At 58.2% G+C, this 19,478-nt stretch carries 22 protein-coding genes; 19 read left to right on the forward strand and 3 right to left on the reverse strand.

Annotation, left to right across the window (positions count from 1 at the left end):
• The first annotated feature begins 54 nt into the window (after positions 1 to 54).
• The 6 genes from Q8N04_01025 (at position 55) to Q8N04_01050 (ending at position 4,965) form a co-directional block, all read left to right on the forward strand.
• Positions 55 to 417, forward strand: a complete 363-nt coding sequence (locus Q8N04_01025) for a flagellar protein FlaG (protein MDP3089234.1) — start codon at positions 55 to 57, stop codon at positions 415 to 417.
• Positions 418 to 438: 21 nt separating this feature from the next.
• Positions 439 to 1,836, forward strand: a complete 1,398-nt coding sequence (gene fliD, locus Q8N04_01030; GenBank protein ID MDP3089235.1) for a flagellar filament capping protein FliD — start codon at positions 439 to 441, stop codon at positions 1,834 to 1,836.
• A 29-nt stretch (positions 1,837 to 1,865) separates the two neighbouring features.
• Positions 1,866 to 2,261 (forward strand): flagellar export chaperone FliS, encoded by a 396-nt coding sequence (gene fliS, locus Q8N04_01035; GenBank protein ID MDP3089236.1) that lies wholly within the window; start codon positions 1,866 to 1,868, stop codon positions 2,259 to 2,261.
• Between the two features lie 39 nt (positions 2,262 to 2,300).
• A complete protein-coding gene (locus tag Q8N04_01040; GenBank protein MDP3089237.1) occupies positions 2,301 to 2,591 on the forward strand; it encodes a hypothetical protein in 291 nt (96 codons plus the stop codon).
• A gap of 220 nt (positions 2,592 to 2,811) precedes the next feature.
• Complete coding sequence (locus tag Q8N04_01045; GenBank protein ID MDP3089238.1) at positions 2,812 to 4,341, forward strand: diguanylate cyclase; 1,530 nt, start codon at positions 2,812 to 2,814, stop codon at positions 4,339 to 4,341.
• Positions 4,342 to 4,368: 27 nt separating this feature from the next.
• Positions 4,369 to 4,965 carry a PilZ domain-containing protein gene (locus Q8N04_01050; protein MDP3089239.1) on the forward strand — a complete coding sequence of 199 codons (597 nt, stop codon included), beginning with the start codon at positions 4,369 to 4,371 and terminating at the stop codon, positions 4,963 to 4,965.
• Positions 4,966 to 5,030: 65 nt separating this feature from the next.
• On the opposite strand, the gene Q8N04_01055 is transcribed toward Q8N04_01050, so the two are convergent.
• Both Q8N04_01055 and Q8N04_01060 read right to left on the reverse strand, forming a co-directional pair.
• Positions 5,031 to 5,930 carry a P-loop NTPase gene (locus Q8N04_01055; GenBank protein ID MDP3089240.1) on the reverse strand — a complete coding sequence of 300 codons (900 nt, stop codon included), beginning with the start codon at positions 5,928 to 5,930 and terminating at the stop codon, positions 5,031 to 5,033.
• Positions 5,931 to 5,949: 19 nt separating this feature from the next.
• Positions 5,950 to 6,102 (reverse strand): hypothetical protein, encoded by a 153-nt coding sequence (locus tag Q8N04_01060; protein ID MDP3089241.1) that lies wholly within the window; start codon positions 6,100 to 6,102, stop codon positions 5,950 to 5,952.
• Between the two features lie 30 nt (positions 6,103 to 6,132).
• Here Q8N04_01060 and Q8N04_01065 point away from each other — a divergent pair, with 30 nt between their 5' ends.
• The 11 genes from Q8N04_01065 to Q8N04_01115 all read left to right on the forward strand — a co-directional run bounded on the left by Q8N04_01065 (position 6,133) and on the right by Q8N04_01115 (position 17,637).
• Positions 6,133 to 6,342 carry a helix-turn-helix domain-containing protein gene (locus Q8N04_01065; protein MDP3089242.1) on the forward strand — a complete coding sequence of 70 codons (210 nt, stop codon included), beginning with the start codon at positions 6,133 to 6,135 and terminating at the stop codon, positions 6,340 to 6,342.
• A 112-nt stretch (positions 6,343 to 6,454) separates the two neighbouring features.
• Positions 6,455 to 7,318 (forward strand): protein-glutamate O-methyltransferase CheR, encoded by an 864-nt coding sequence (locus Q8N04_01070; GenBank protein MDP3089243.1) that lies wholly within the window; start codon positions 6,455 to 6,457, stop codon positions 7,316 to 7,318.
• Positions 7,319 to 7,336: 18 nt separating this feature from the next.
• The gene (cheY, locus tag Q8N04_01075; GenBank protein ID MDP3089244.1) at positions 7,337 to 7,717 is read left to right on the forward strand and encodes a chemotaxis response regulator CheY; all 381 of its coding nucleotides are present in this window, start codon (positions 7,337 to 7,339) and stop codon (positions 7,715 to 7,717) included.
• A 14-nt stretch (positions 7,718 to 7,731) separates the two neighbouring features.
• A complete protein-coding gene (locus tag Q8N04_01080) occupies positions 7,732 to 8,370 on the forward strand; it encodes a protein phosphatase CheZ (protein MDP3089245.1) in 639 nt (212 codons plus the stop codon).
• 108 nt (positions 8,371 to 8,478) lie between these two features.
• The gene (locus tag Q8N04_01085) at positions 8,479 to 10,359 is read left to right on the forward strand and encodes a chemotaxis protein CheA (GenBank protein MDP3089246.1); all 1,881 of its coding nucleotides are present in this window, start codon (positions 8,479 to 8,481) and stop codon (positions 10,357 to 10,359) included.
• A 33-nt stretch (positions 10,360 to 10,392) separates the two neighbouring features.
• Positions 10,393 to 11,346 carry a chemotaxis protein gene (locus Q8N04_01090; GenBank protein MDP3089247.1) on the forward strand — a complete coding sequence of 318 codons (954 nt, stop codon included), beginning with the start codon at positions 10,393 to 10,395 and terminating at the stop codon, positions 11,344 to 11,346.
• 51 nt (positions 11,347 to 11,397) lie between these two features.
• Entirely contained in the window at positions 11,398 to 12,468 is a 1,071-nt protein-coding gene (locus Q8N04_01095; GenBank protein MDP3089248.1) for a chemotaxis response regulator protein-glutamate methylesterase, read from the forward strand.
• A gap of 231 nt (positions 12,469 to 12,699) precedes the next feature.
• Entirely contained in the window at positions 12,700 to 14,385 is a 1,686-nt protein-coding gene (locus Q8N04_01100) for a methyl-accepting chemotaxis protein (GenBank protein ID MDP3089249.1), read from the forward strand.
• A gap of 80 nt (positions 14,386 to 14,465) precedes the next feature.
• A complete protein-coding gene (locus Q8N04_01105) occupies positions 14,466 to 15,287 on the forward strand; it encodes a hypothetical protein (protein MDP3089250.1) in 822 nt (273 codons plus the stop codon).
• Positions 15,288 to 15,440: 153 nt separating this feature from the next.
• Positions 15,441 to 17,084: a methyl-accepting chemotaxis protein gene (locus Q8N04_01110; protein MDP3089251.1), complete on the forward strand. Its 1,644-nt coding sequence runs from the start codon at positions 15,441 to 15,443 to the stop codon at positions 17,082 to 17,084.
• Positions 17,085 to 17,109: 25 nt separating this feature from the next.
• Positions 17,110 to 17,637, forward strand: coding sequence for a chemotaxis protein CheW (locus tag Q8N04_01115; GenBank protein MDP3089252.1), 528 nt, complete (start codon positions 17,110 to 17,112; stop codon positions 17,635 to 17,637).
• A gap of 2 nt (positions 17,638 to 17,639) precedes the next feature.
• Here the strand turns inward: Q8N04_01115 and Q8N04_01120 are convergent, their stop codons facing one another.
• Entirely contained in the window at positions 17,640 to 17,876 is a 237-nt protein-coding gene (locus tag Q8N04_01120) for a hypothetical protein (GenBank protein ID MDP3089253.1), read from the reverse strand.
• Positions 17,877 to 18,008: 132 nt separating this feature from the next.
• Between Q8N04_01120 and Q8N04_01125 the strand changes: the two genes are divergently transcribed.
• Together Q8N04_01125 and Q8N04_01130 are read left to right on the forward strand one after the other, a co-directional pair.
• Positions 18,009 to 18,779: a flagellar motor protein gene (locus Q8N04_01125; protein MDP3089254.1), complete on the forward strand. Its 771-nt coding sequence runs from the start codon at positions 18,009 to 18,011 to the stop codon at positions 18,777 to 18,779.
• Between the two features lie 96 nt (positions 18,780 to 18,875).
• A partial coding sequence (locus Q8N04_01130; protein ID MDP3089255.1) for a flagellar motor protein MotB occupies positions 18,876 to 19,478 on the forward strand: 603 nt, incomplete at its 3' end.

Genomic DNA, 19,478 nt, shown 5'->3' on the forward strand with positions numbered 1-19,478 from the left:
GCGGCCGCTCCTCATGAGCGGCCGCCCCCACCCTAGGTTCACACGGAGGCTGCCATGATTACATCAGTAACCGGCAAAGCAGATCTCCTGACCACACCTGCCCGCGGGGGTGAACCGGATCATGCAGCGGCCAAAGAGCCGACTGCCGCACGGACGCAATCTGATACCGACAACCAGCCAACCGCCCCGATCGATCGGGCGACCCTCGAACAGGCGGTGGCGAAGGTCAGTGAAGAGATTAAATCGCACGATACGAATCTGAAGTTTGAAATCGATGATTCGACAGATCGGGTGATTGTTAAAGTCATCGAAAAAGATTCGGGGGAAGTGATTCGCCAATTCCCTCCGAAAGAGGTCCTGAACTTGGCCAAGTATTTCAACAGCTCCAAGGGTTTGCTGCTCAAAGAGCAAGCCTGAGTATTATGAGGGAGACGGAGCATGGCGACGATCAGTTTCGGCGGATTGGGCAACGGACTTGATTTCGGTCAAGTCGTGGAGCAACTGGTAAAGGTTGCACGCCTCCCGGTTAACAGCTTGACCGAGAAAAAAGGCGCCCTGAACTCAAAGTCGACCGATTACGCGACGCTAAGCACCAAGTTGATTGGCCTCCAGAGTGCCGCGGATAAGCTGCGGCTCTCAACCTCGTTCGACCGGACCACGACGAGCGTGTCCGATACCAGTGCGTTGAGCGCCGTCGGCTCCTCCACTGCCACATCGGGCACGTACTCGCTCAAGATCACCCAGCTCGCTCAGTCCCATCAAATCACGAACAAAGCCGCCAAAACCGTCGCCACGACCACGACCGATATCGTCGGAGGGGCCTCCGGGACCTTTACATTTAAAGTCGGCAGCGGAACCGACCAGACGGTAACGCTCAGCGACACGGCGACGCTGGAAGATCTCAAAAGTGCGATTAATGACCTCGGCGCCGGGGCCACAGCATCAATTATCAATACCGGGACCGATACGACTCCGGCCTATCGTCTCGTCCTCACGTCCTCGACCACCGGAGCTTCCAACGGCATCACCATTGTCGCAGACAATACGACGCTAGATTTTTTGAACAGCAGCGGAACCGGGGGCATCGATACCCTGCAAGCAGCCCAAGATGCCATCGCCATCGTCGGAGATCCTACGCTGAATCCCGTCACGGTAACACGGAGCACCAATGCCATCTCCGATGCCATTGCCGGCGTCACCCTCACATTGCTGGAGACAACCGGAACCTCGACTGTTCAAGTGAATGTGAGCCGGGATGTCACCGCGGTGAAGGACAACATTAAAGGTCTCGCGACCGCCTATAACGACGTTCTCAAATACATCACTGAGCGGACGACCTACGATGTGGCCACAAAAAAAGGCGGCAATTTCTTCGGGGAACCAACCGTTCGCGGGGTGCTGTCCCAGATTCGTACGGCACTGTCTTCATCCATATCCGGGGCAGGATCTCTGAATACCGTCGGAGCGCTGGGTTTCAAGACGGATCGAGAGGGAACCATCACCGTCGATGAAGCGAAACTCGATACCGCATTGAGCGCGAGTTACAGCAATGTCCGGACCTTATTTGTCAACCAAACCGGGAGCGCCGGGGTCGCCCAACTGCTCAACACGGCGGTGGACTCCTTGACTAATGTCGCATCCGGTCAATTGACATTGAGAAAGAACGGACTGGCTAAGCAGATTACCAGCCTGTCCGCAGACATTCTCAGAAAAGAAGATGCCGTCACCAAATACGAAGATCGGCTCAAGGCACAATATGCGGCGCTGGATGGTCTCCTCAAACGACTCCAGAGCCAAAGCAGCTCGATTCAATCAAATTCCTCGAACCGGAACTGAACTCATCACGCAGTAGGGGGCACACGCCAATGGTCGCACAATACGCTCAGCAGTATCAGCAAACGCAGATCCTCACCTCTTCCCGGGTACAGATCGTGGTCTTACTCTATGATGCCGCCATTCAATCGATCGAATTGACCCGGCGCGCCATTGAAACCAATAACTTGCCGGACAAAGCGCGATTCATAGGCCGGGCGATCTCGATCGTGGGGGAACTCGACAGCGTGTTGGATTACGAGCAGGGGGGAGACATCGCGAAGTCGCTGCATCGTCTCTATGACTACATGTTGAGCGAACTCGTTGAAGCCAACGCCAAACATGTGAGCGCCCGGCTCGATGGGCCGGCTCGCTGCCTCACGACGTTGCGCGAAGCCTGGAGAGAGGTCGCGACCCAACAGCAGGCCCCGTTGGCGTTGGCCCGTTAACGCATGGAACCTCGCTCCGACAAGGATCTGCACTCGATTGTGGCTGTCACCGAGGCGGCGGCAATGGCGGCAACCCGAGGAGAATGGAATCGGGTGGGTCACTACTATCAGGTGCGAGAGGCCCTGCTCGCTCACGAAGCCCTCTCCCCCGAACATCTGGGATACGTGCTGAGCATGGATCGCACGATCGCGGAACAGATCACGGTAGCCCAGGCAGGCGTGGCGGCGCTGCTTGATGACTCCGCCAAGATCCGCCAACGACTACAGGGACTGCGTCGATGGAATGGCGCGATGTCCTCGGACTCAGGGACGATTGAGCGACACATCTAACCAATCGCACCCGGGAGACGCACATGGGAATCGCCGTCCATCAGATACATAACCTGGTTCGCACCTATCAACGGGCGCTCCAGCCGGCACAGTCTGAGAACTCCCCCGAACCGACAAGAGGTCAGGCCGACCGCGTCTCCGTGTCAGTCGAAGCTCGTGAGCGCCACGGGCAACTCTCCGCACGTCCAGAACATGACCGCGACAACACAAAGAGGTCCAGGTGAGCACACAACCGCATGACGGTCTTTCGTGCATTCTTCTCGTCGGAACCCCGCTTTTCCATCGGGATATGCGCTGGACTCAACTCGCGCGGCAGGGCTTTGCATTTACGCCCGTGACCAAACGACACTGCACCCTCGACTCAGACAGCACCGCGAACGTCCAGGCCATCGTGTATCAAGTGGGAGCGCGCGCATCGGACACCCTGGCTTTTCTCGAAGCCGTCGCAACTCGACAGAGTGACCTGTGCGTCATTCTCGTCGGACGCAATCAAAAACCGGACATGGTCGCGCAGTTTCTCCGCCAAGGCGCCTTCGACTATGTCAATTGGCCCGGGTCCCTCTCGCGCCTGACCGACTCATTGAACTGCGGGCTACGGAACCGCCAAACCTTCTTGGAAGTCCGCAACCTCTCCGGAGATCTGGCCATCGCCAATCAATCCCTGGCCCGGGAGCGTGACACGCTCAAACAATTCAATCAACGCCTGGCCGGACTCAATCAGCTGACGCAGGCGCTGGCAAGATCCCTGAAGCCTGAGGATGTCGTTCAGGCCCTCTTTACAGGGGTTCCCGCACTGACCGGAGCGGAACTGATCGGCTTAGTCCGAACCAATCCCGAGCATGTCTGGACATGGTCGCAAGACGGCGATCAAGAGCGGGAACAGACACTCACAACGCAACTCCTCGGACGGCTCGGCCGGTCGCCGCAGCGGGTCACATCAGGAGCGACTACACTGCGCCTCGTCGGCTCGCGCCCCATGCCGCTGATGAGAGGGGAAGACGCCCTCCTCGCGCACCCGCAGCCTGAGACGCATGCCATGCACGATATTCCCTTGGCCATCGGACCGCACGCCATCGGAGTGCTACACCTTCAACGAGCGGGATCCGCCCCCTTCACAGAAGACGAACAGCAGTTGCTGGCCACCATCGGCACGTCTCTTTCGCTCACCTTACGGAATGCCGATGCTCACCAGGATCTCCAAGACATGGCTTTGCGGGACCCGCTGACGGGCGTGTTCAATCGCCGGGCGCTTGATGAGCCCCTCATGCGTGAGTTGAAGGCTGGACTTCGCTATGGAGCACCGGCCTGCCTGATGATTCTGGACCTCGATTATTTCAAAACCGTGAACGACCGCTTGGGACACACGGCCGGGGACCTCGTCTTGCGCGAGCTGGCCTCCTTGATGACGGACACCGTGCGCGACGTCGATACGGTCGGACGATACGGGGGAGAAGAGTTTGCCATTATCCTGCCGCATACCTCGATCGAGCAGGCGCAACCTTTAGCCGAACGCCTGCGAAATCTCATTGAAACCCATGCGTTCGACGTCGAAGATGGCACCGTTCGACTGACCGCCAGCATCGGGATTGCCGAGGTGTGCAATCCGGCCATCGCCTCGGTTGAGGATTGGGTGAACGCGGCCGATACGGCACTCTACGACGCGAAAGCACAGGGCCGTAATCGGGTGGTCGTGCACGCACCGGCTCCATTAGCTCCGGTTCAAGCCGCGACGCTCTGCGTCGCCGCCTAGCGTATGGAAGAAAGAGTCAGGCCCACGATGAATCACACACAATCGCTCCGAGAATCTTCCCTCGCCGTCGATGAACGCCGGGAGTGGATTCGTGTCGATGATCACCTCCTGATGGAGTTCCGCCTCACGAGTGAATCGGCCGACACGCCCCAGCCGGGCACGCCTCCGCTGACCGATGAGATGATTGCCGCCGCCGTCGGAAAGCCGACCGCCGATCTGCTGGCACGCACGGGCGATACGCTGGCCACGTCGCCGTTCCTTCCGTGGATCATGAAAGTCGATTGGTTGATGGAGGTGCTGCTGCGTGGCATGGCGCATATTCAGCCGGACAGTATCGCCATCGCGCGACTGACCGAGGTGAATATCAGCGGGGGAGGGATCAGCTTCGTCTCACCGCGCCCGTTCCAACCAGCCGACCTGTTGACGCTGAAACTGATTCTTCCCCCCTTCACTCCCGTCAACACGAGCGCCAAGGTCATTCGCACCTCGCCGCTGACCGGGGCGCCCGGCTACCTGATCGCCACGCAATACGTCGACCTGTCTCCGGATCATCAAGAAGACATCATTCGCCACATCATCCAGACGCAAGCCGAACGGCTGCGGGCCCGCCGCGCCGGCGCTTGAGACAACGTCAATCGTCATGCGTTAATCGTCAATCGGTCTGAACGGATTCCGCTTGACGCCTGACGCTAGGCGGCTTTTGCTGGAGAACCAGCAATACGTTGCAGAAGAGTGTCGGCGATGTGTCCAAGCGCCACCGCGGCCGGAGCCGCCGGTTCCAGCTCGGTGACCGGCAGATAACTGCGCACAGCCCGTTCCATGGCAGGGTCGTCTGGAATTTCTCCCAGGAGCGTCAGGTCACCGCCGACATACTCCTTCAAGAGCTTCCGAAGCTGCAACACATTCACCCGCGAGCGGCCGGCGACGCGATTGAGGATCAGGGCCGGTTGAAACGTACGCAGCGAGGTCTCGGCGATCCCACGTCCCGCTTCATCCGTCTTTCCCGCCACATCCAAGACTTCTTCAACGCTGCAGAAGTCCCGGTCAGACAGCGCTTCCGCCATCGCGTCACGGGCAAGAAACGAGGACAGCACGCGGCGGATGGCCGCCAGTTTGATGAAGCGATAGAGGTCCAAGACCGAGGTAGGGTCCGGCGTGGCCACGGCGACGTGGTGATCGGCCATGAGGAAGAAATCCAGGGCATGGTAGCTGGTCCCGGCGCCGATATCTGCAACGATGATGTCGGTGTCCAACTCCTGAAAGTTCCGGATGAGGCGCTTTTTCTTCGAGTAGGACATATTGGCCGTGGCCAACGTGTCACCGGTGCCAGGAATAATGCGCAGATTCTTATGGACGGAGAGCGGTTGGGCAATCTCGATGAGCGTCGGCACACGGCGATTGAGAAAATCCGTCAGGGTGAGCGGCGGATTCAAAAGACCGAAGAGAATGTGGCTATCCGCTCCCCCCACATCGAGGTCGGCCAACACCACCCGTTGCCCGCGTTTGGCCAATAAAAGAGCGAGGTTGGCCGACACCACACTCTTACCGACGCCGCCCTTTCCCGACGCGATCGAGATGATCGTGGCCATTGCGCAAAGTTCCTGATGGTTAGCGGTGAATATCGAGTACTTCATCGGTTGAAGCCTCTTCAAACCTGAGCACCAATCGTTCCTGAATCGCATCGATCACTCCAATCGACAACACCGAGAGCCCCCCTGTCTTATTCGGCGTGAGTGCCCTCTCAAGTTTTCTATCGAGCACACCGATAACCCACTCACTATGAATAATCCTATGACCGCATCAACCGTGACACAGGCAAACACAACGGATGGCGAGATCATGACGGTCCAGGAAGTGGCGCGGTTTCTCCGCGTACCCAAGTCCACCGTCTATAAGCTCGCGCGTGTCGGCGAATTGCCGGCCTCGAAGATCGGGAAGCATTGGCGCTTTCTGCGACGCGACATCCATGACTGGATGCATAGCCGTTCACAAGCCGCGTAACGCCGTTCGCGGCGCAGAACGGCTGAGAACAACCTCCGACAGTCGAGGTGCGCCCCAGAGCGGGGAATACCACGACTAACGCGCAACACCCGCACGCGGGTAAGGGAGTCTCATGGGCAGTCCTGTCACAAAAGCGGAAGCAGAACAGAGCAAACGCGGCATGGATGCCGAGACATTCAAGCTGTTGCGTGAGTTTATCTATGAGCAAACGGGAATCACCTTTCAGGAGAACCAGAAATATCTCCTTGAAAGCCGTCTCGCCCCGCGACTGAAAGAGCACAAGCTCGCGACCTATGCCGACTACGTCAACTATCTCCGCTTTGATACCTATCGTGACCGGGAGCTCGTCTCCCTCTATGGCCTGATCACGACGAACGAGACCTATTTCTATCGGGATCAACCACAGCTCGACTCTTTCATCAAGACCGTCATCCCGGCCGTCATGGAAGCCAACAAGGCGTCCCGCCAGATCCGGATCTGGAGCGCCGCCTGTTCATCGGGAGATGAGCCCTACACGCTGGCCCTCATGTTGTCGGACTACGCGCCCCTGGTGAACTGGAATATTGAAATCCTGGCAACCGACATCAGTGAGCCGATACTGAAGTTGGCCAAAGCCGGAGTCTATACCGCCCATGCCTTGCGTCACGTTCCCCCGCACCTCAAGACCAGACACTTCAATGCGCAAGGGGAGAATTTTGCCATTTCCTCGACGATCAAGAGTCGGGTGAAGTTCATGAATCTGAATCTCTACGACCGTCCACGCTTGAAACTGGTACGCGGCATCGACATCGTCTTCTGCCGAAACTGTCTGATCTATTTCGATGAGAAAGCAAAACATCAAATTGCGACTGATCTCGCCGGCGCGTTGAAGCCCAACGGCTATCTGATCATCGGCTTTTCGGAGTCCCTGACGAAAATGAGTGATGTACTTCGATCGCAACACGTCGGCCGAGCCGTCGTCTATCAAAAACTGTAAGCCGCAAGAGGAGGACCCATGCCAGCAGATCTCAACATGAAGATTCTCGTCGTCGATGACATGTCGACCATGCGCCGTATTGTCAAAAACATTCTCAAGCAACTCGGCTTTTCCAATATGGAAGAAGCCGAAAACGGGCAGGAAGCCCTTCAGAAGCTGCGGACTGAGCCGTTCGGCTTTGTCGTGTCGGATTGGAACATGCCGGTCATGCCCGGCATCGAAATGCTCCGCGCCATTCGCGCCGACGAGAAGCTGAAACACATCCCCGTGCTTATGGTGACGGCCGAAGCGCAGAAAGAGAACCTCATCGAAGCCATCCAGGCTGGCGTGAACAACTATGTCGTCAAGCCGTTCACCGCGGAAACCATGCAGGAGAAGATCAACAAGATCTTCAAATAGGAAGGATCGGACTCATGATTTCACGAGCCAACGTGAATGCCAGCGCTCCCGCAAAGACTCTAGACGACGACATCGAGCCCGAGAATGCCGAGACCGCACTCTATGAGAAGCTCGGAGAACTGACCCGGTTCATCGACAAGACCATCAAGACGATTTCGCAATTCAGCGCCCCGATGAGCGCCACGACCGAGCAGCTGCCTGATGCGACCACGCATTTGCGCGATTTGCGCAAGTTGACGGAAGAAGGCACGCATAAAGTCATGCAGCAGGTCGAAACCGTCGAGGACAACCGCAAGCGGGTCTTCGCCCAAATGGACGCCCTCGCCCAGCACCTGACCGGAGACGACGCGGCGGCGCTGGCCTCCATCCGCACCGGATTAAAGAAGGACGATAAGCCGCTGATCGACATCATCACCGCGCTGTCGTTTCAGGACCTGGTCGCCCAACGCGTCAACAAGTTGGTGACGATTGTGGAAGAAGTCGAGCACAAACTGCTCGAACTGGTGGTGGTCTTCGGCCCCTACACGAAGGGCGCAGGAAAAGATGAGGCCGGAAAGGCCGCGGAAATGCTCAAACAGTTGGAAGCGTCGAAAAAGACGTCCATGAACCAGGATGTCGCGGACGAGATTTTGAAGCAGTTCGGATTTAACTAGCCGGGTGAAGCGTGATGTGTGATGGGTGGGAACGGCATGACCTCGCAATCGGATCTTACCCATCACTGATCACCCATCACGCATCACTGTATTTCACCGGAGGGTGCCATGGACGATGAAACGCAGGAAATACTCAACGACTTTCTGACCGAAACGACGGAGATGATCGACGGACTCGATCAGAAATTCGTCGAGCTCGAAGCGCAGCCGGAGAATAAAGATCTTCTCAACGAGATCTTCCGGGCCATGCACAGCATGAAGGGGTCGGCCGGCTTTCTAGGCTTCACTCATCTCGTCGATGTCACCCATCGGGCCGAAAGTATTCTGAATAAACTCCGGCAGGGGGAGATGGCCGTCGTTCCGGAAATCATCACGGTGATTCTTGAAACGGTCGATACCGTCAAGCTCATCATGACCGAGATTCGGACGTCCGGGACCGACGTGAAGATTCCCGTCGAGACGATGTCCCAGAAACTCGACGACATTCTCGCAGGGAAGTTCAGCGAGGCGGCCGCCGCTCCGAAGCCTCCGGTCGCTCCGGCACCGGCGGCCGCCCAGCCCCAGGAACTCCCGCAACCAGCAGCGCCGCCGCCCCAGTTGGGAGAAATTCTCGTCACCGAAGGTCTGGCGACCAAAGAGCAGGTGTTCGATGCCCTGACGGAGCAATCCAAACAGCCGGATCCCAAACAGCCGCTCGGAGAATTGCTCATTCAAGCGAAAGCGATCTCCGAGAAAGCGCTCGATCAGGCGTTGCAGAAGCAAGAGAAGCATCCCAAGGCCGAAGAGGATGCCACGATCCGCGTGGAAACGAAACGGCTCGACTCCGTCATGAATCTCGTCGGTGAATTGGTCCTCGGAAGAAATCGCCTGATCAAAATCGGCGGGATACTGGAGCAGACACACGAAACGGATCCTCAGGTCCGGGCGCTCAGCGAAACACTAACCCAGCTGAATCTGGTGACGACAGACCTGCAACTTGCCGTCATGAAAACGCGCATGCTGCCGATCAAGAAAGTCATGGCCAAGCTGCCCCGCATGGTCCGGGACCTGTCGTCGAAACTCGGCAAGCAGGTGCGGCTGGAGACGCACGGAGAAGAGACCGAGCTCGATAAGTCCGTGGCCGATGAAATCGGCGATCCGCTGGTCCACCTCGTGCGGAATGCCATCGACCACGGCATCGAAATGCCTACCGAACGGCATGCCGCCAGAAAACCCAGCGAGGGTGTCTTGCGTATTGCCGCAAGTCAGGAGGGCAACAGCATCGTCATTCGCATCCAGGACGACGGAAAAGGCATCGCGCTCAGCAAGATTAAAGCCAAGGCCTTGCAGAAGGGACTCATCAGCGAGGCGGAGCTGGCAACCATGGAGCCTCGTGAAGTGGTCAACTTAGTCTTCCTGCCGGGCTTCAGCACGGCTGAAAAAGTCACGGATGTCTCCGGTCGCGGCGTCGGCATGGATGTCGTCCGAACCAATATCCGCAAGATGAACGGCACCGTCGAAATCGAGTCTGAAGAAGGCAAGGGCAGTCTCATCACGATCAAGCTGCCGCTGACCATCGCCATTATTCAGGCCCTGATGGTGGAAGTCGAACGGGCGACGTTTGCGATTCCCCTCAGCTCCGTTATCGAAGCCGTCCGGATTTCAAAGGACGAGATCAAAACCATCAACGGACGGGAAGTGTTGCATTTACGGGATCGCGTGCTGCCGCTGCTCCGGCTGGCCAAAGAGTTTGACATTCCCACCGACCGCGAGCGCGACCGTTTCTATGTCGTGGTCGCCGCCTTGGGCGACCGGCGGATCGGTGTGGTCGTAGACGAATTACGCTCACAGGAAGAAGTCGTCATCAAGTCCATTTGGGAATATCTGGATAGCATCAAGGGCATTTCCGGCGCCACGATCACCGGCGAAGGAAAGGTCGTGCTCATCCTGGATATTTCAGAGCTCGTGGAGAACGCCCAAGCCTGGCATGCCTCCGCCATGGTGGCCTAGGACAACGGGTAGGGGTCGTAAAGGAGTTCGCTGATGTCTACGCTGATCAATGAAATCGATGCACGCACGAGACTGGCGGGAGCCAATCAGATGGAACTGCTCTTGTTCCATCTGGGCACCGGTGAAGTCTTCGGCATTAACGTGTTCAAAGTCCGCGAGGTCATGAAATTGCCGCCCCTGACCAGAGTGCCGGAAGCCGACGGCCGCGTCCTGGGCATGGCCAATATCCGAGGGACCATGGTGCCGGTCATCGCCCTGAGACGCACGCTGGGATTGGGTGAGCAAGACGTCGATCTCACGAAGCCCGAATGCAAAGAGAACGGCATCCTGATCATTACTGAATATAATGGTAGTTTACAGGCCTTCCATGTCGCCGCGGTCGATCGTATCATCCGCACCTCCTGGTCCAAGATCAAAACGCCTCCGGCGCTCGTCCGAGAAAATAATAAAGGCGCCGTTACCGCCGTGACCATGCTCGACGACAGCCGCATGGTGTTGATCCTGGATGTTGAGAAAGTGCTGAGCGATATCTGCCCTCGCCCGGACGAGGAAGTGTATGCCGGCCTGGCTGAGCGCCCCGAATTGAAGACGAAATGCGTCCTGTTTGCCGACGACTCCTCTGTCGCCAGGACCCAGATCCGCAAAGCCCTCGAAAAGATGGGCGTCGCCTACATTCAAACGACGACCGGCAAGGAAGCCTGGGATTACCTCACGGAACTCGCCGAGGACGCGGTGAATCAGGGCCTGTCGCAAGTCGATCGGATTCAACTGATCCTCAGCGACATTGAAATGCCGGACATGGATGGATTCACCCTCACCAAGCACATTCGCTCCGATCCGAGACTGGCCCATCTTCCCGTCGTGCTGCACTCGTCTCTGACGGGCAGCTGCAATCAGGAAAAAGGCGCGCAAGTCGGCGCCACGGACTACGTCACGAAATTCGATCCGAAAGAGTTTTCCAGCAAACTGACGCGCTACATCCTCTAGCCGAGGGGACTCGTCGGTTGAGCGGTGCGTGGGAGAAGGACGGAACCGTTTATGGCCAAGACAATCCAAGTGCTCGTCGTCGATGACTCGACGTTCATGAGAAAAAGTCTGTCGGCAATGATGACCAGCGATCCTCGCATCGCCGTCGCGGGCTTGGCCCGAAACGGGGAGGAAGCGATTCAACAGGTCAAGACGTTGAAGCCGGACGTCGTGACCATGGACGTCGAAATGCCCGGCATGAACGGGATTGAAGCGGTCAGGCGCATCATGGCGGAATGTCCGGTCCCCATCATCATGGTGAGTTCGCTCACGACGGAAGGCGCCAACGATACGCTGAAAGCCCTGGAGTACGGGGCCGTTGACTTCATCCCCAAGCAATTGGACGGCGTGGCCACCAATATCGTCGAAATCGAACGGGCCCTGGTGGCAAAGATCGTGGGCGCCAGCCAGGCGACCGGCAAGCTGGCCATCCGGCGAAGCAGCGGCCCGATGGCCACGATCGTCAAGCCGGCCGGTGGCGCCTTGTCGGCGCATTCCATCAGCGTCACCCGCGGCAATCGCATCGTGGCGATCGGCTGCTCGACGGGGGGCCCGCAGGCTCTCATGGAAATCCTGCCGATGCTACCCGCTGATTTTCCCGCAGGCATCGTCATCGTGCAACACATGCCCAAATCGTTTACCAAACCCTTTGCCGATCGCATGAATCAGATTTGTCCGTTGGAAGTCAAAGAAGCGGTCGACGGGGATGAGGTGAAAGCCGGCCGCGTCCTCATCGCCCCCGGAGGGGTCCAATTTCGCGTCAAGAAGAAATCCATCACCACCAATGTGGTGTCGCTGAGCCCGAACTATGAAAAGCATCTGCATGCGCCGGCCGCCGACATCATGCTGCAGTCGGTCGCGGCCCTGTATGGAGAGCGCGGCATCGGCGTCATTCTCACCGGCATGGGCCATGACGGGCTTGAAGGGATGAAGGCCATCAAGGCCTCGAAAGGCCGTACGATCGTGCAGGATGAAAAGACCTGCATCGTCTATGGCATGCCGAAGGCGGTCGTGGAAGCGGGCTGTGCGGATAAAGTCGTCCCGTTGCCGCATATCGTCGGTGAAGTGTTGAACATGGTCTAAATGAGAGAGGATCCATCGAACCCTGCCGAGCAGGCCTGGTTCGATCCCTCCCTCCGGCGAGGTGTTGACTATGGCCTAGCGGCACAGGATCACACAAAGGATGCCGATAAGGTAGTCACCACTCCTACCTCGCCGGCGAGGTGTTGAACATGCGGTACGGCATGAGACGAGCGAAAAGGTAATGACAGGGCGCGCACTCACTTCATTCATACGCACCAGGTGGGAGGATCTATGAACCAGTTGACGAAGAACATGAATATCGGATCGAAGTTTCTAGTAACAATTATGGCTCTGTCCGTGGTTATCACCTCGATCGGCTTTGTCGTTCTCAGCAAGCAAGAGGACAGCAAGCTGGAAAATATGATGACGATTAGGACCAAGACGATTGAGCAATTTGCCCAGATTACACGTTCCTATATCACGACTAACTATGTTGCCAAAATCAAGAAGTCGAAAGCCGGCAGCGAGATTATCACGGCCAAGGAGCATGGCAACAACCCTGAGGCCATTCCCTTTCCTGCGACCGCCATGCGCGAAATCGGGGAAGAAGCACTCAAGGGCGGGCTCTTTAGTTTGAGATTGGTCAGCCAGACACCGCTCAATTCCGCAAATCTCCCCAAGGATGCCTTTGAACAAGAAGCCATGAAGGCCATCATGGGTGGGGCCGAGAGCTATATGCAGGAAGAGGATATGAATGGCACCCTCTTCTTTCGTCGTGCGTCTCCTGACAAGGCGGTATCCGCTGCTTGCATCAGCTGCCATACCGACAAACAGGTCGGCGATACCCTCGGCCTGACGATCGTCAATGCGCGTATGGCTGTGGCAAGAGAAGCGGCCACAAAGTCCTTGTACAACACGACCGCGTTGATGGTGGGCATGGTCTTGGCCATCCTTCTGACCACCTACCTGCTGCTGCGCACCATCGTCTTGAAGCCGATCCACGAGATGATTACGATCACCAAAGATATCGCCCAGGGCGAAGGCGACCTGACCAAGCGCGTGCCGGCTCATGGCACAGACGAAATTGCCATAATGGGCGGCTATTTCAACATGTTCATCGAAAAGCTGCAAAAGATGATCGGGAGAGTGGCCCACGTGACCGACAAAGTCGCCTCCGCGTCGGTCGAGCTGTCTGCCACGGCCGAAGAAATCTCCAAGGGCACCGATACGCTGACGTCACGCGCGTCGCAGACCGCCACGGCGGTCGAAGAAATGAATGCCACCGTCAGCCAGGTCGCGCAGAATTCCGGGAAAGCCGCGACCCTCGCCCAGGAGACGGTGAAGACCGCCAAAGACGGCGGCTCAGTGGTCTCCGACACGATCTCGGGGATGCAACAGCTCTCCGACGCCGTGTCCAGCTCGGCGACGATCATTGCGGAACTCGGCAAATCGTCCGATCAAATCGGCGAAATCGTCCGGGTCATCGAAGACATCGCCGACCAGACCAACTTGCTGGCCTTGAACGCCGCCATCGAGGCGGCCCGCGCCGGTGAGCAGGGTCGAGGATTCGCGGTCGTCGCCGACGAAGTCAGAAAGCTGGCCGAACGGACGACCAAAGCCACGAAGGAAATCGGCGACATGATCCGCCAGATCCAACAGGATACCCGCGGCGCGGTTGAGTCGATGCAGCAGGGGACCGTGAAGGTGACCAGCGGCGTGGACCTCGTCAACCGGACCGGCGAAGCGCTCTCCCGCATCGTCGAAATGGTCTCCGAGAGCGCCGACATGATCCGGCAGATCGCGGTCGCCTCCGAAGAACAATCGGTCGCAACCCAGCAGATCGCGAACGATATCGAACACGTCGCGAAGGTCACGAAGGAATCGGCGTCCGGCGCCAACGAATCGGCGAAGGCCAGTCATGACCTGAGCCAGTTGGCCACCGAACTCCAAGGCATTGTCGGCTCGTTCAAGCTTTAGGCGCACAGCGCCGATAGGGAACTGCGGGAGCCAGGAAGGCTCCCGCATAGCCAGGCAACTTAATACGGAGGAGAAGACCGATGAACCCAGCACGACGTGTAACAGTACTGGCGGCTACAGCATTCCTCCTGATATCGGCCAACCTGCCGGCGCAGGCGGGACTGACGGACGACTTGATGGATACGACCAAGCATCCGGTCTCCGTGACAATGGCAATGCAGGCCGACAGTTTCTTCGGCTTCAATCCGGCGGTCTATGGGACCTACGGGTTGACCAAGGACATCGCGCTGGCCTTCAGCACCACCTACTGGACCGATGTGAACAGTCCAGGTGTCCATGATGCCAATCCCTGGCTGGAGCTGGACCTTGGGTTGAACTTCACCTTCTTGGACAAGCGCTTGAGCGTGACGCCGAGCATCGGCACGGTGCATGGCAGCCTGCTGTCCTCCCGGGGCGGAACCTTCCCCAAGGGCGGCGGCAGCCGCAATGAACGGACGACGGCCTTTGATGGCTGGGTGCCCAGCTTGATTGTGAACTACCTGGACGACCGGTTCGAAGGCGAATTCTATCTGGGCTACTACAAGGCGGGGCGGAGCGAAGGCGGCAGCGGGGGAACGGGGACGACCTGTACCTCAGATTTTCCCGATTGCCAAACGGGCCGCCGGGGCACGTGGGACTTTCTCCACTGGTGGGCGAATGCGGGCTACCGGTTCAACAGCATGTTCTCCGCAGGGGTGCACTACGAGCATCTCTTGAGCACCCGGGACAGCAGCGGGCCGGGCGCGCAGCAGGACTACTATCGGTGGTTCGGACCGTATGTGGAAATGAAGTTGGCGGGGGGCATGGCCTTCCGGTTCACGGCCGGGCCGACTTTGCCGACAACGAGGATTTCTATAAGTTGAAATTCACCAAGACGTTCTAGGCGGTATGGAAGGAGGCCGGGGTCGAGATGACGCGATGTTCTCAACCCCGGCACCCTTCAAAGGATCATATCAATCGCCTCTCGTCTGTCAGGCCCAGAAGGACCAGCAAGACACAGGCACATGAGGAAAACCATGAATACCGTCTTAAGTAAACTCTCGATTTCCTGGAAACTGCTCTTGCTGGCCATGCCGTTCATCGTCGGCACCCTTATCACCTTTGCGGTGCTCTACAACGGTCTGGAACGGGTCAAAGTGAATGGCCCCCTGTATCGAGAGATCGCCAATACCAAAGACCTGCTGACCGACGTTCTGCCGCCGCCGGCCTATTTGATCGAATCGTACCTCACCGCCCTCGAATTGGCGCAGGACCACGATCGCGCCACCGTGGAGAAACTGCTCGCCCGCAGCAAAGAGCTGGAGACTGCATACGATGAACGCCACAAGTTCTGGCTCAAGGAATTGTCCGACGGACCGATCAAAGAGGCATTGACCGTCACTTCCTACCTCCCGGCCAAAGCCTTCTTTGCCACCTGGCACAACGATTTTCTTCCGGCCGTTCAAGCGGGCAATCTTGCAAAGGCCCATCAAATCGCGACGACCAGCCTCATTCAACAATATGCGGATCACCGCCGCGGGATCGACCAAGTGGTGGCGGCGGCGATTCCCTGGCAAAAACAGCAGGAAGAAGAGGTCAAGGGAGTTGTCCAGACGACGATTCTGCATGCCGCGCTCTGGATGGCCGCCATATTGGCCGGCGCGATGTTCGCAGGGTGGACGATCGCCCGTTCGATCACCTTCCCTCTGCGGCGGATGGTCGACATTTTCGGAAACTTTACCCACGGCGACCTCACCAGCCGGGTGCCGGTCGAGGGCCGCGATGAAGTGGCCATGCTCAGCATGTCGTTCAACGAGTGCACGGAAAATCTCCAAGCCCTGGTCGGGAAGGTGGCGCATGTGACGGACAAATTGGCTTCCGCCTCGGTGGAGTTGTCGGCAACCGCGGAGGAAATCTCCAAGGGCACCGACACGCTCACGTCGCGCGCCTCGCAGACCGCCGCGGCGGTCGAAGAGATGAACGCGACGGTCAGCCAGGTGGCGCAGAACTCAGGGAAAGCGGCGACGCTCGCCCAGGAGACGGTCAAGACCGCCAAAGACGGCGGCTCGGTGGTCTCCGACACCATCTCGGGGATGCAACAGCTCTCGGATGCCGTGTCTAGCTCGGCCACGATCATTGCGGAACTCGGCAAGTCGTCCGATCAGATCGGCGAAATCGTCCGAGTCATCGAAGACATCGCCGACCAGACCAACTTGCTGGCCTTGAACGCGGCCATCGAAGCGGCCCGCGCCGGTGAGCAGGGACGGGGGTTCGCGGTCGTCGCCGACGAAGTCAGAAAGCTGGCCGAACGGACGACGAAAGCCACGAAGGAAATCGGCGACATGATCCGCCAGATCCAACAGGATACCCGCGGCGCGGTCGAGTCGATGCAGCAAGGCACCCAGACCGTCACGAAAGGCGTCGATCTGGTCAACAAGACCGGCGAGGCGCTGACCCGCATCGTCGAGATGGTCTCCGAAAGCGCCGACATGATCCGGCAGATCGCGGTCGCCTCCGAGGAACAATCGGTCGCAACCCAGCAGATCGCGACCGATATCGAAAACGTCGCGAAGGTCACCAAAGAATCCGCGTCTGGCGCGACCGAGTCGGCCAAGGCCAGTCACGACCTGAGCCAGTTGGCCACCGAACTCCAAGGCATTGTCGGCTCGTTCAAGCTTTAAGCAGGAGCCTCGAAAGGAGAGACTGATGATTGTGGAAGAAAAAGCGCCGGGCCAGGTTCAGCAGGGAGCCGGGCCCAGCGGCACCGGCAAAGGCGGGGACGACCTGGTGCAATTCGTGACATGCCGGATTGCCCAGGAAGAATTTGCGCTCGATGTGCTCAGTGTGCAGGAAATCAACCGCATGGTCGAAGTCACGCGCGTCCCCAAAGCCCCGTACTTCGTCGAAGGGGTCATCAATCTCCGCGGGCGAATCATCCCGGTGCTGGATCTCCGCCGGCGGTTCGGTCTCTCGACCGTCGAACGGACGGATGACTCACGCATCATGGTGGTACTGGTCCGACAACGGATGGTGGGTTTGATCGTGGACGAGGTGGTGGAAGTGTTGCGGCTCCCGAAAGTGATGATCGAGCCGCCGCCGTCGGTCGGCAGTACGGCCGGAGCCGAGTTTACCCAGGGAGTCGGACGGATCGACGATCGACTCTTGATCGTGCTGGACTTGAACCGGCTCTTGCTCCCGAACGAGCAAGCCGCCATGGAGGCGGCCACACACTAGAGTTATGCGAGGGGACCGTTCTGAGGATTCTCCGGAGGGGGCTGGCGATGTGTTTCAAGCACCCGTTCGAGCAAGGTCAGAGAATCCGTCAACAGATCCGAGGCACAATGCATCGTGGTCTGGAACTGTTGCATCGCCTCCGCCCACTTGCCCTCCTTCTGGAGCGCCTGAAACCGGCGATGCTGTTCCTCCAGAATGGCTTGCTTGGCATCGAGCATCAAACTGTCGGACGAATCCATGCGCTGGCTCCTTCTGTTGGGTAGCGCACCGTAGCAGAGGCGGAATTCGAGGTGCAATAGTTCAAAGGTAGGCATGATCTATCACATGATTAATATCGCTCATGCTCTTGTATTGTAAGGAAAGACTGACTCGTGGATATAGCGACAATACTCGGAATCGTACTCTCGATCGGATCGATCATCGGTGGGCAGGCGTTGGAAGGTGGTCACCTCAGCTCCATCATGCAGCTCACGGCCTTCATCATCGTGGCCGGAGGCACGATCGGCGCCTGCTGCGTGCAAAATCCGCTGTCGGTCGTGCTCAAGTCCTTGGGATCGCTCGGCATGGTGTTCGGCAACACCCCCGTCGATACCAAGGGCACGATCAAGCTGATTCTGGATCTGGCCACGGTATCGCGCAAACAAGGACTGCTGGCGCTGGAAGGCAAACTCAAGGACATTAAGGATCCGTTCTTCAAGAAGGGCGTGCAGCTCATCGTGGACGGAACCGATCCGAAAGCCGTGCACGAAATTCTGGAAATCGAAGTCGAGCATCACGAAGAGGCCGGCGTGAAAGCCGCAAAAGTGTGGGAGGCCGCCGGCGGTTATGCTCCGACCGTCGGCATCTTGGGCGCGGTCCTGGGACTGATCCACGTGATGGAAAACCTGGCCGATCCGTCCAAGTTGGGCGGCGGCATCGCGGTGGCCTTCGTGGCTACGGTATACGGCGTCGGCCTCGCCAACCTCTTTTTTCTGCCCTTCGCGAACAAGATCAAGATGAAGCTGAAGGAAGAGTCCGGGGCACGCAACATCATCATCATGGGGCTGGTCGGCCTGGCCCAAGGCGAGAATCCCAGACTCCTCCAGGAAAAGCTGGAAAGCTTCCTGCCGCACGAGGAACGCACGAAAGAAGCAAAGAAGTGACGCACGCCCCGTCAAGCGGCAATCGTCAACCGTACGGAGCCGAAGACCGTACTTATGCGATTGACGAATGACGCCTGACGATTGACGGATTCCAGCATGGCCAAACACAAACACGAAGAACACGAGAACCATGAACGCTGGCTGGTATCCTACGCCGACTTCATCACGCTGCTGTTCGCGTTCTTTGTCGTGATGTATTCCGTCTCCTCCGTCAATGAAGGCAAATACCGCACAGTCAGCGAATCCATCAAGGCGGCGTTGAATCCTCTGGCTACGCCTACGGCCTCCTCAATGGCCTTTACCCTCGGGCAGCAGCGGCCTACATTGATGACGCAGAATCTTCCCGGCAACAAAGAAGTCGCGATCAGAAAGATGCGCGAACTGGTCAAAAACATGAAGGCGAACTCCCAATTCGACTTCATGCAGCTCCAAGAAAAATTGAACGGAGACATCGTCATCACCATTCCGGATCAAGTCCTCTTTAATAGCGGAGAAGCCGCCGTGCGCCCCGAAGCCCTCCCGTTTCTTCAGGGACTCTCCCAGGCCATGATCGAGCTCAACCGGCACGTGCGCGTCGAGGGCCATACGGACAATGTCCCGATTCACACCGCGCTGTTTCCGTCGAATTGGGAATTGTCCGCGACCCGCGCCGTGATCGTCGTACGGGTGTTATCGGAACTCTATTCCGTCCCGGCAGAA

It is taken from the genome of Nitrospira sp., assembly GCA_030692565.1.
Lineage (GTDB): Bacteria > Nitrospirota > Nitrospiria > Nitrospirales > Nitrospiraceae > Nitrospira_D.

What these genes read in the sequence shown, in the direction of transcription:
- fliD (MDP3089235.1), top strand. Translation starts at nt 439, where the DNA reads ATGGCGACGATCAGTTTCGGCGGATTGGGCAACGGACTTGATTTCGGT.
- Q8N04_01070 (MDP3089243.1), top strand. Translation starts at nt 6,455, where the DNA reads ATGGGCAGTCCTGTCACAAAAGCGGAAGCAGAACAGAGCAAACGCGGC.
- Q8N04_01115 (MDP3089252.1), top strand. Translation starts at nt 17,110, where the DNA reads ATGATTGTGGAAGAAAAAGCGCCGGGCCAGGTTCAGCAGGGAGCCGGG.
- Q8N04_01080 (MDP3089245.1), top strand. Translation starts at nt 7,732, where the DNA reads ATGATTTCACGAGCCAACGTGAATGCCAGCGCTCCCGCAAAGACTCTA.
- Q8N04_01085 (MDP3089246.1), top strand. Translation starts at nt 8,479, where the DNA reads ATGGACGATGAAACGCAGGAAATACTCAACGACTTTCTGACCGAAACG.
- Q8N04_01100 (MDP3089249.1), top strand. Translation starts at nt 12,700, where the DNA reads ATGAACCAGTTGACGAAGAACATGAATATCGGATCGAAGTTTCTAGTA.
- Q8N04_01105 (MDP3089250.1), top strand. Translation starts at nt 14,466, where the DNA reads ATGAACCCAGCACGACGTGTAACAGTACTGGCGGCTACAGCATTCCTC.
- Q8N04_01025 (MDP3089234.1), top strand. Translation starts at nt 55, where the DNA reads ATGATTACATCAGTAACCGGCAAAGCAGATCTCCTGACCACACCTGCC.
- Q8N04_01055 (MDP3089240.1), bottom strand. Translation starts at nt 5,930, where the DNA reads ATGGCCACGATCATCTCGATCGCGTCGGGAAAGGGCGGCGTCGGTAAG.
- Q8N04_01120 (MDP3089253.1), bottom strand. Translation starts at nt 17,876, where the DNA reads ATGGATTCGTCCGACAGTTTGATGCTCGATGCCAAGCAAGCCATTCTG.
- fliS (MDP3089236.1), top strand. Translation starts at nt 1,866, where the DNA reads ATGGTCGCACAATACGCTCAGCAGTATCAGCAAACGCAGATCCTCACC.
- Q8N04_01050 (MDP3089239.1), top strand. Translation starts at nt 4,369, where the DNA reads ATGAATCACACACAATCGCTCCGAGAATCTTCCCTCGCCGTCGATGAA.
- Q8N04_01065 (MDP3089242.1), top strand. Translation starts at nt 6,133, where the DNA reads ATGACCGCATCAACCGTGACACAGGCAAACACAACGGATGGCGAGATC.
- Q8N04_01095 (MDP3089248.1), top strand. Translation starts at nt 11,398, where the DNA reads ATGGCCAAGACAATCCAAGTGCTCGTCGTCGATGACTCGACGTTCATG.
- Q8N04_01090 (MDP3089247.1), top strand. Translation starts at nt 10,393, where the DNA reads ATGTCTACGCTGATCAATGAAATCGATGCACGCACGAGACTGGCGGGA.
- Q8N04_01110 (MDP3089251.1), top strand. Translation starts at nt 15,441, where the DNA reads ATGAATACCGTCTTAAGTAAACTCTCGATTTCCTGGAAACTGCTCTTG.
- cheY (MDP3089244.1), top strand. Translation starts at nt 7,337, where the DNA reads ATGCCAGCAGATCTCAACATGAAGATTCTCGTCGTCGATGACATGTCG.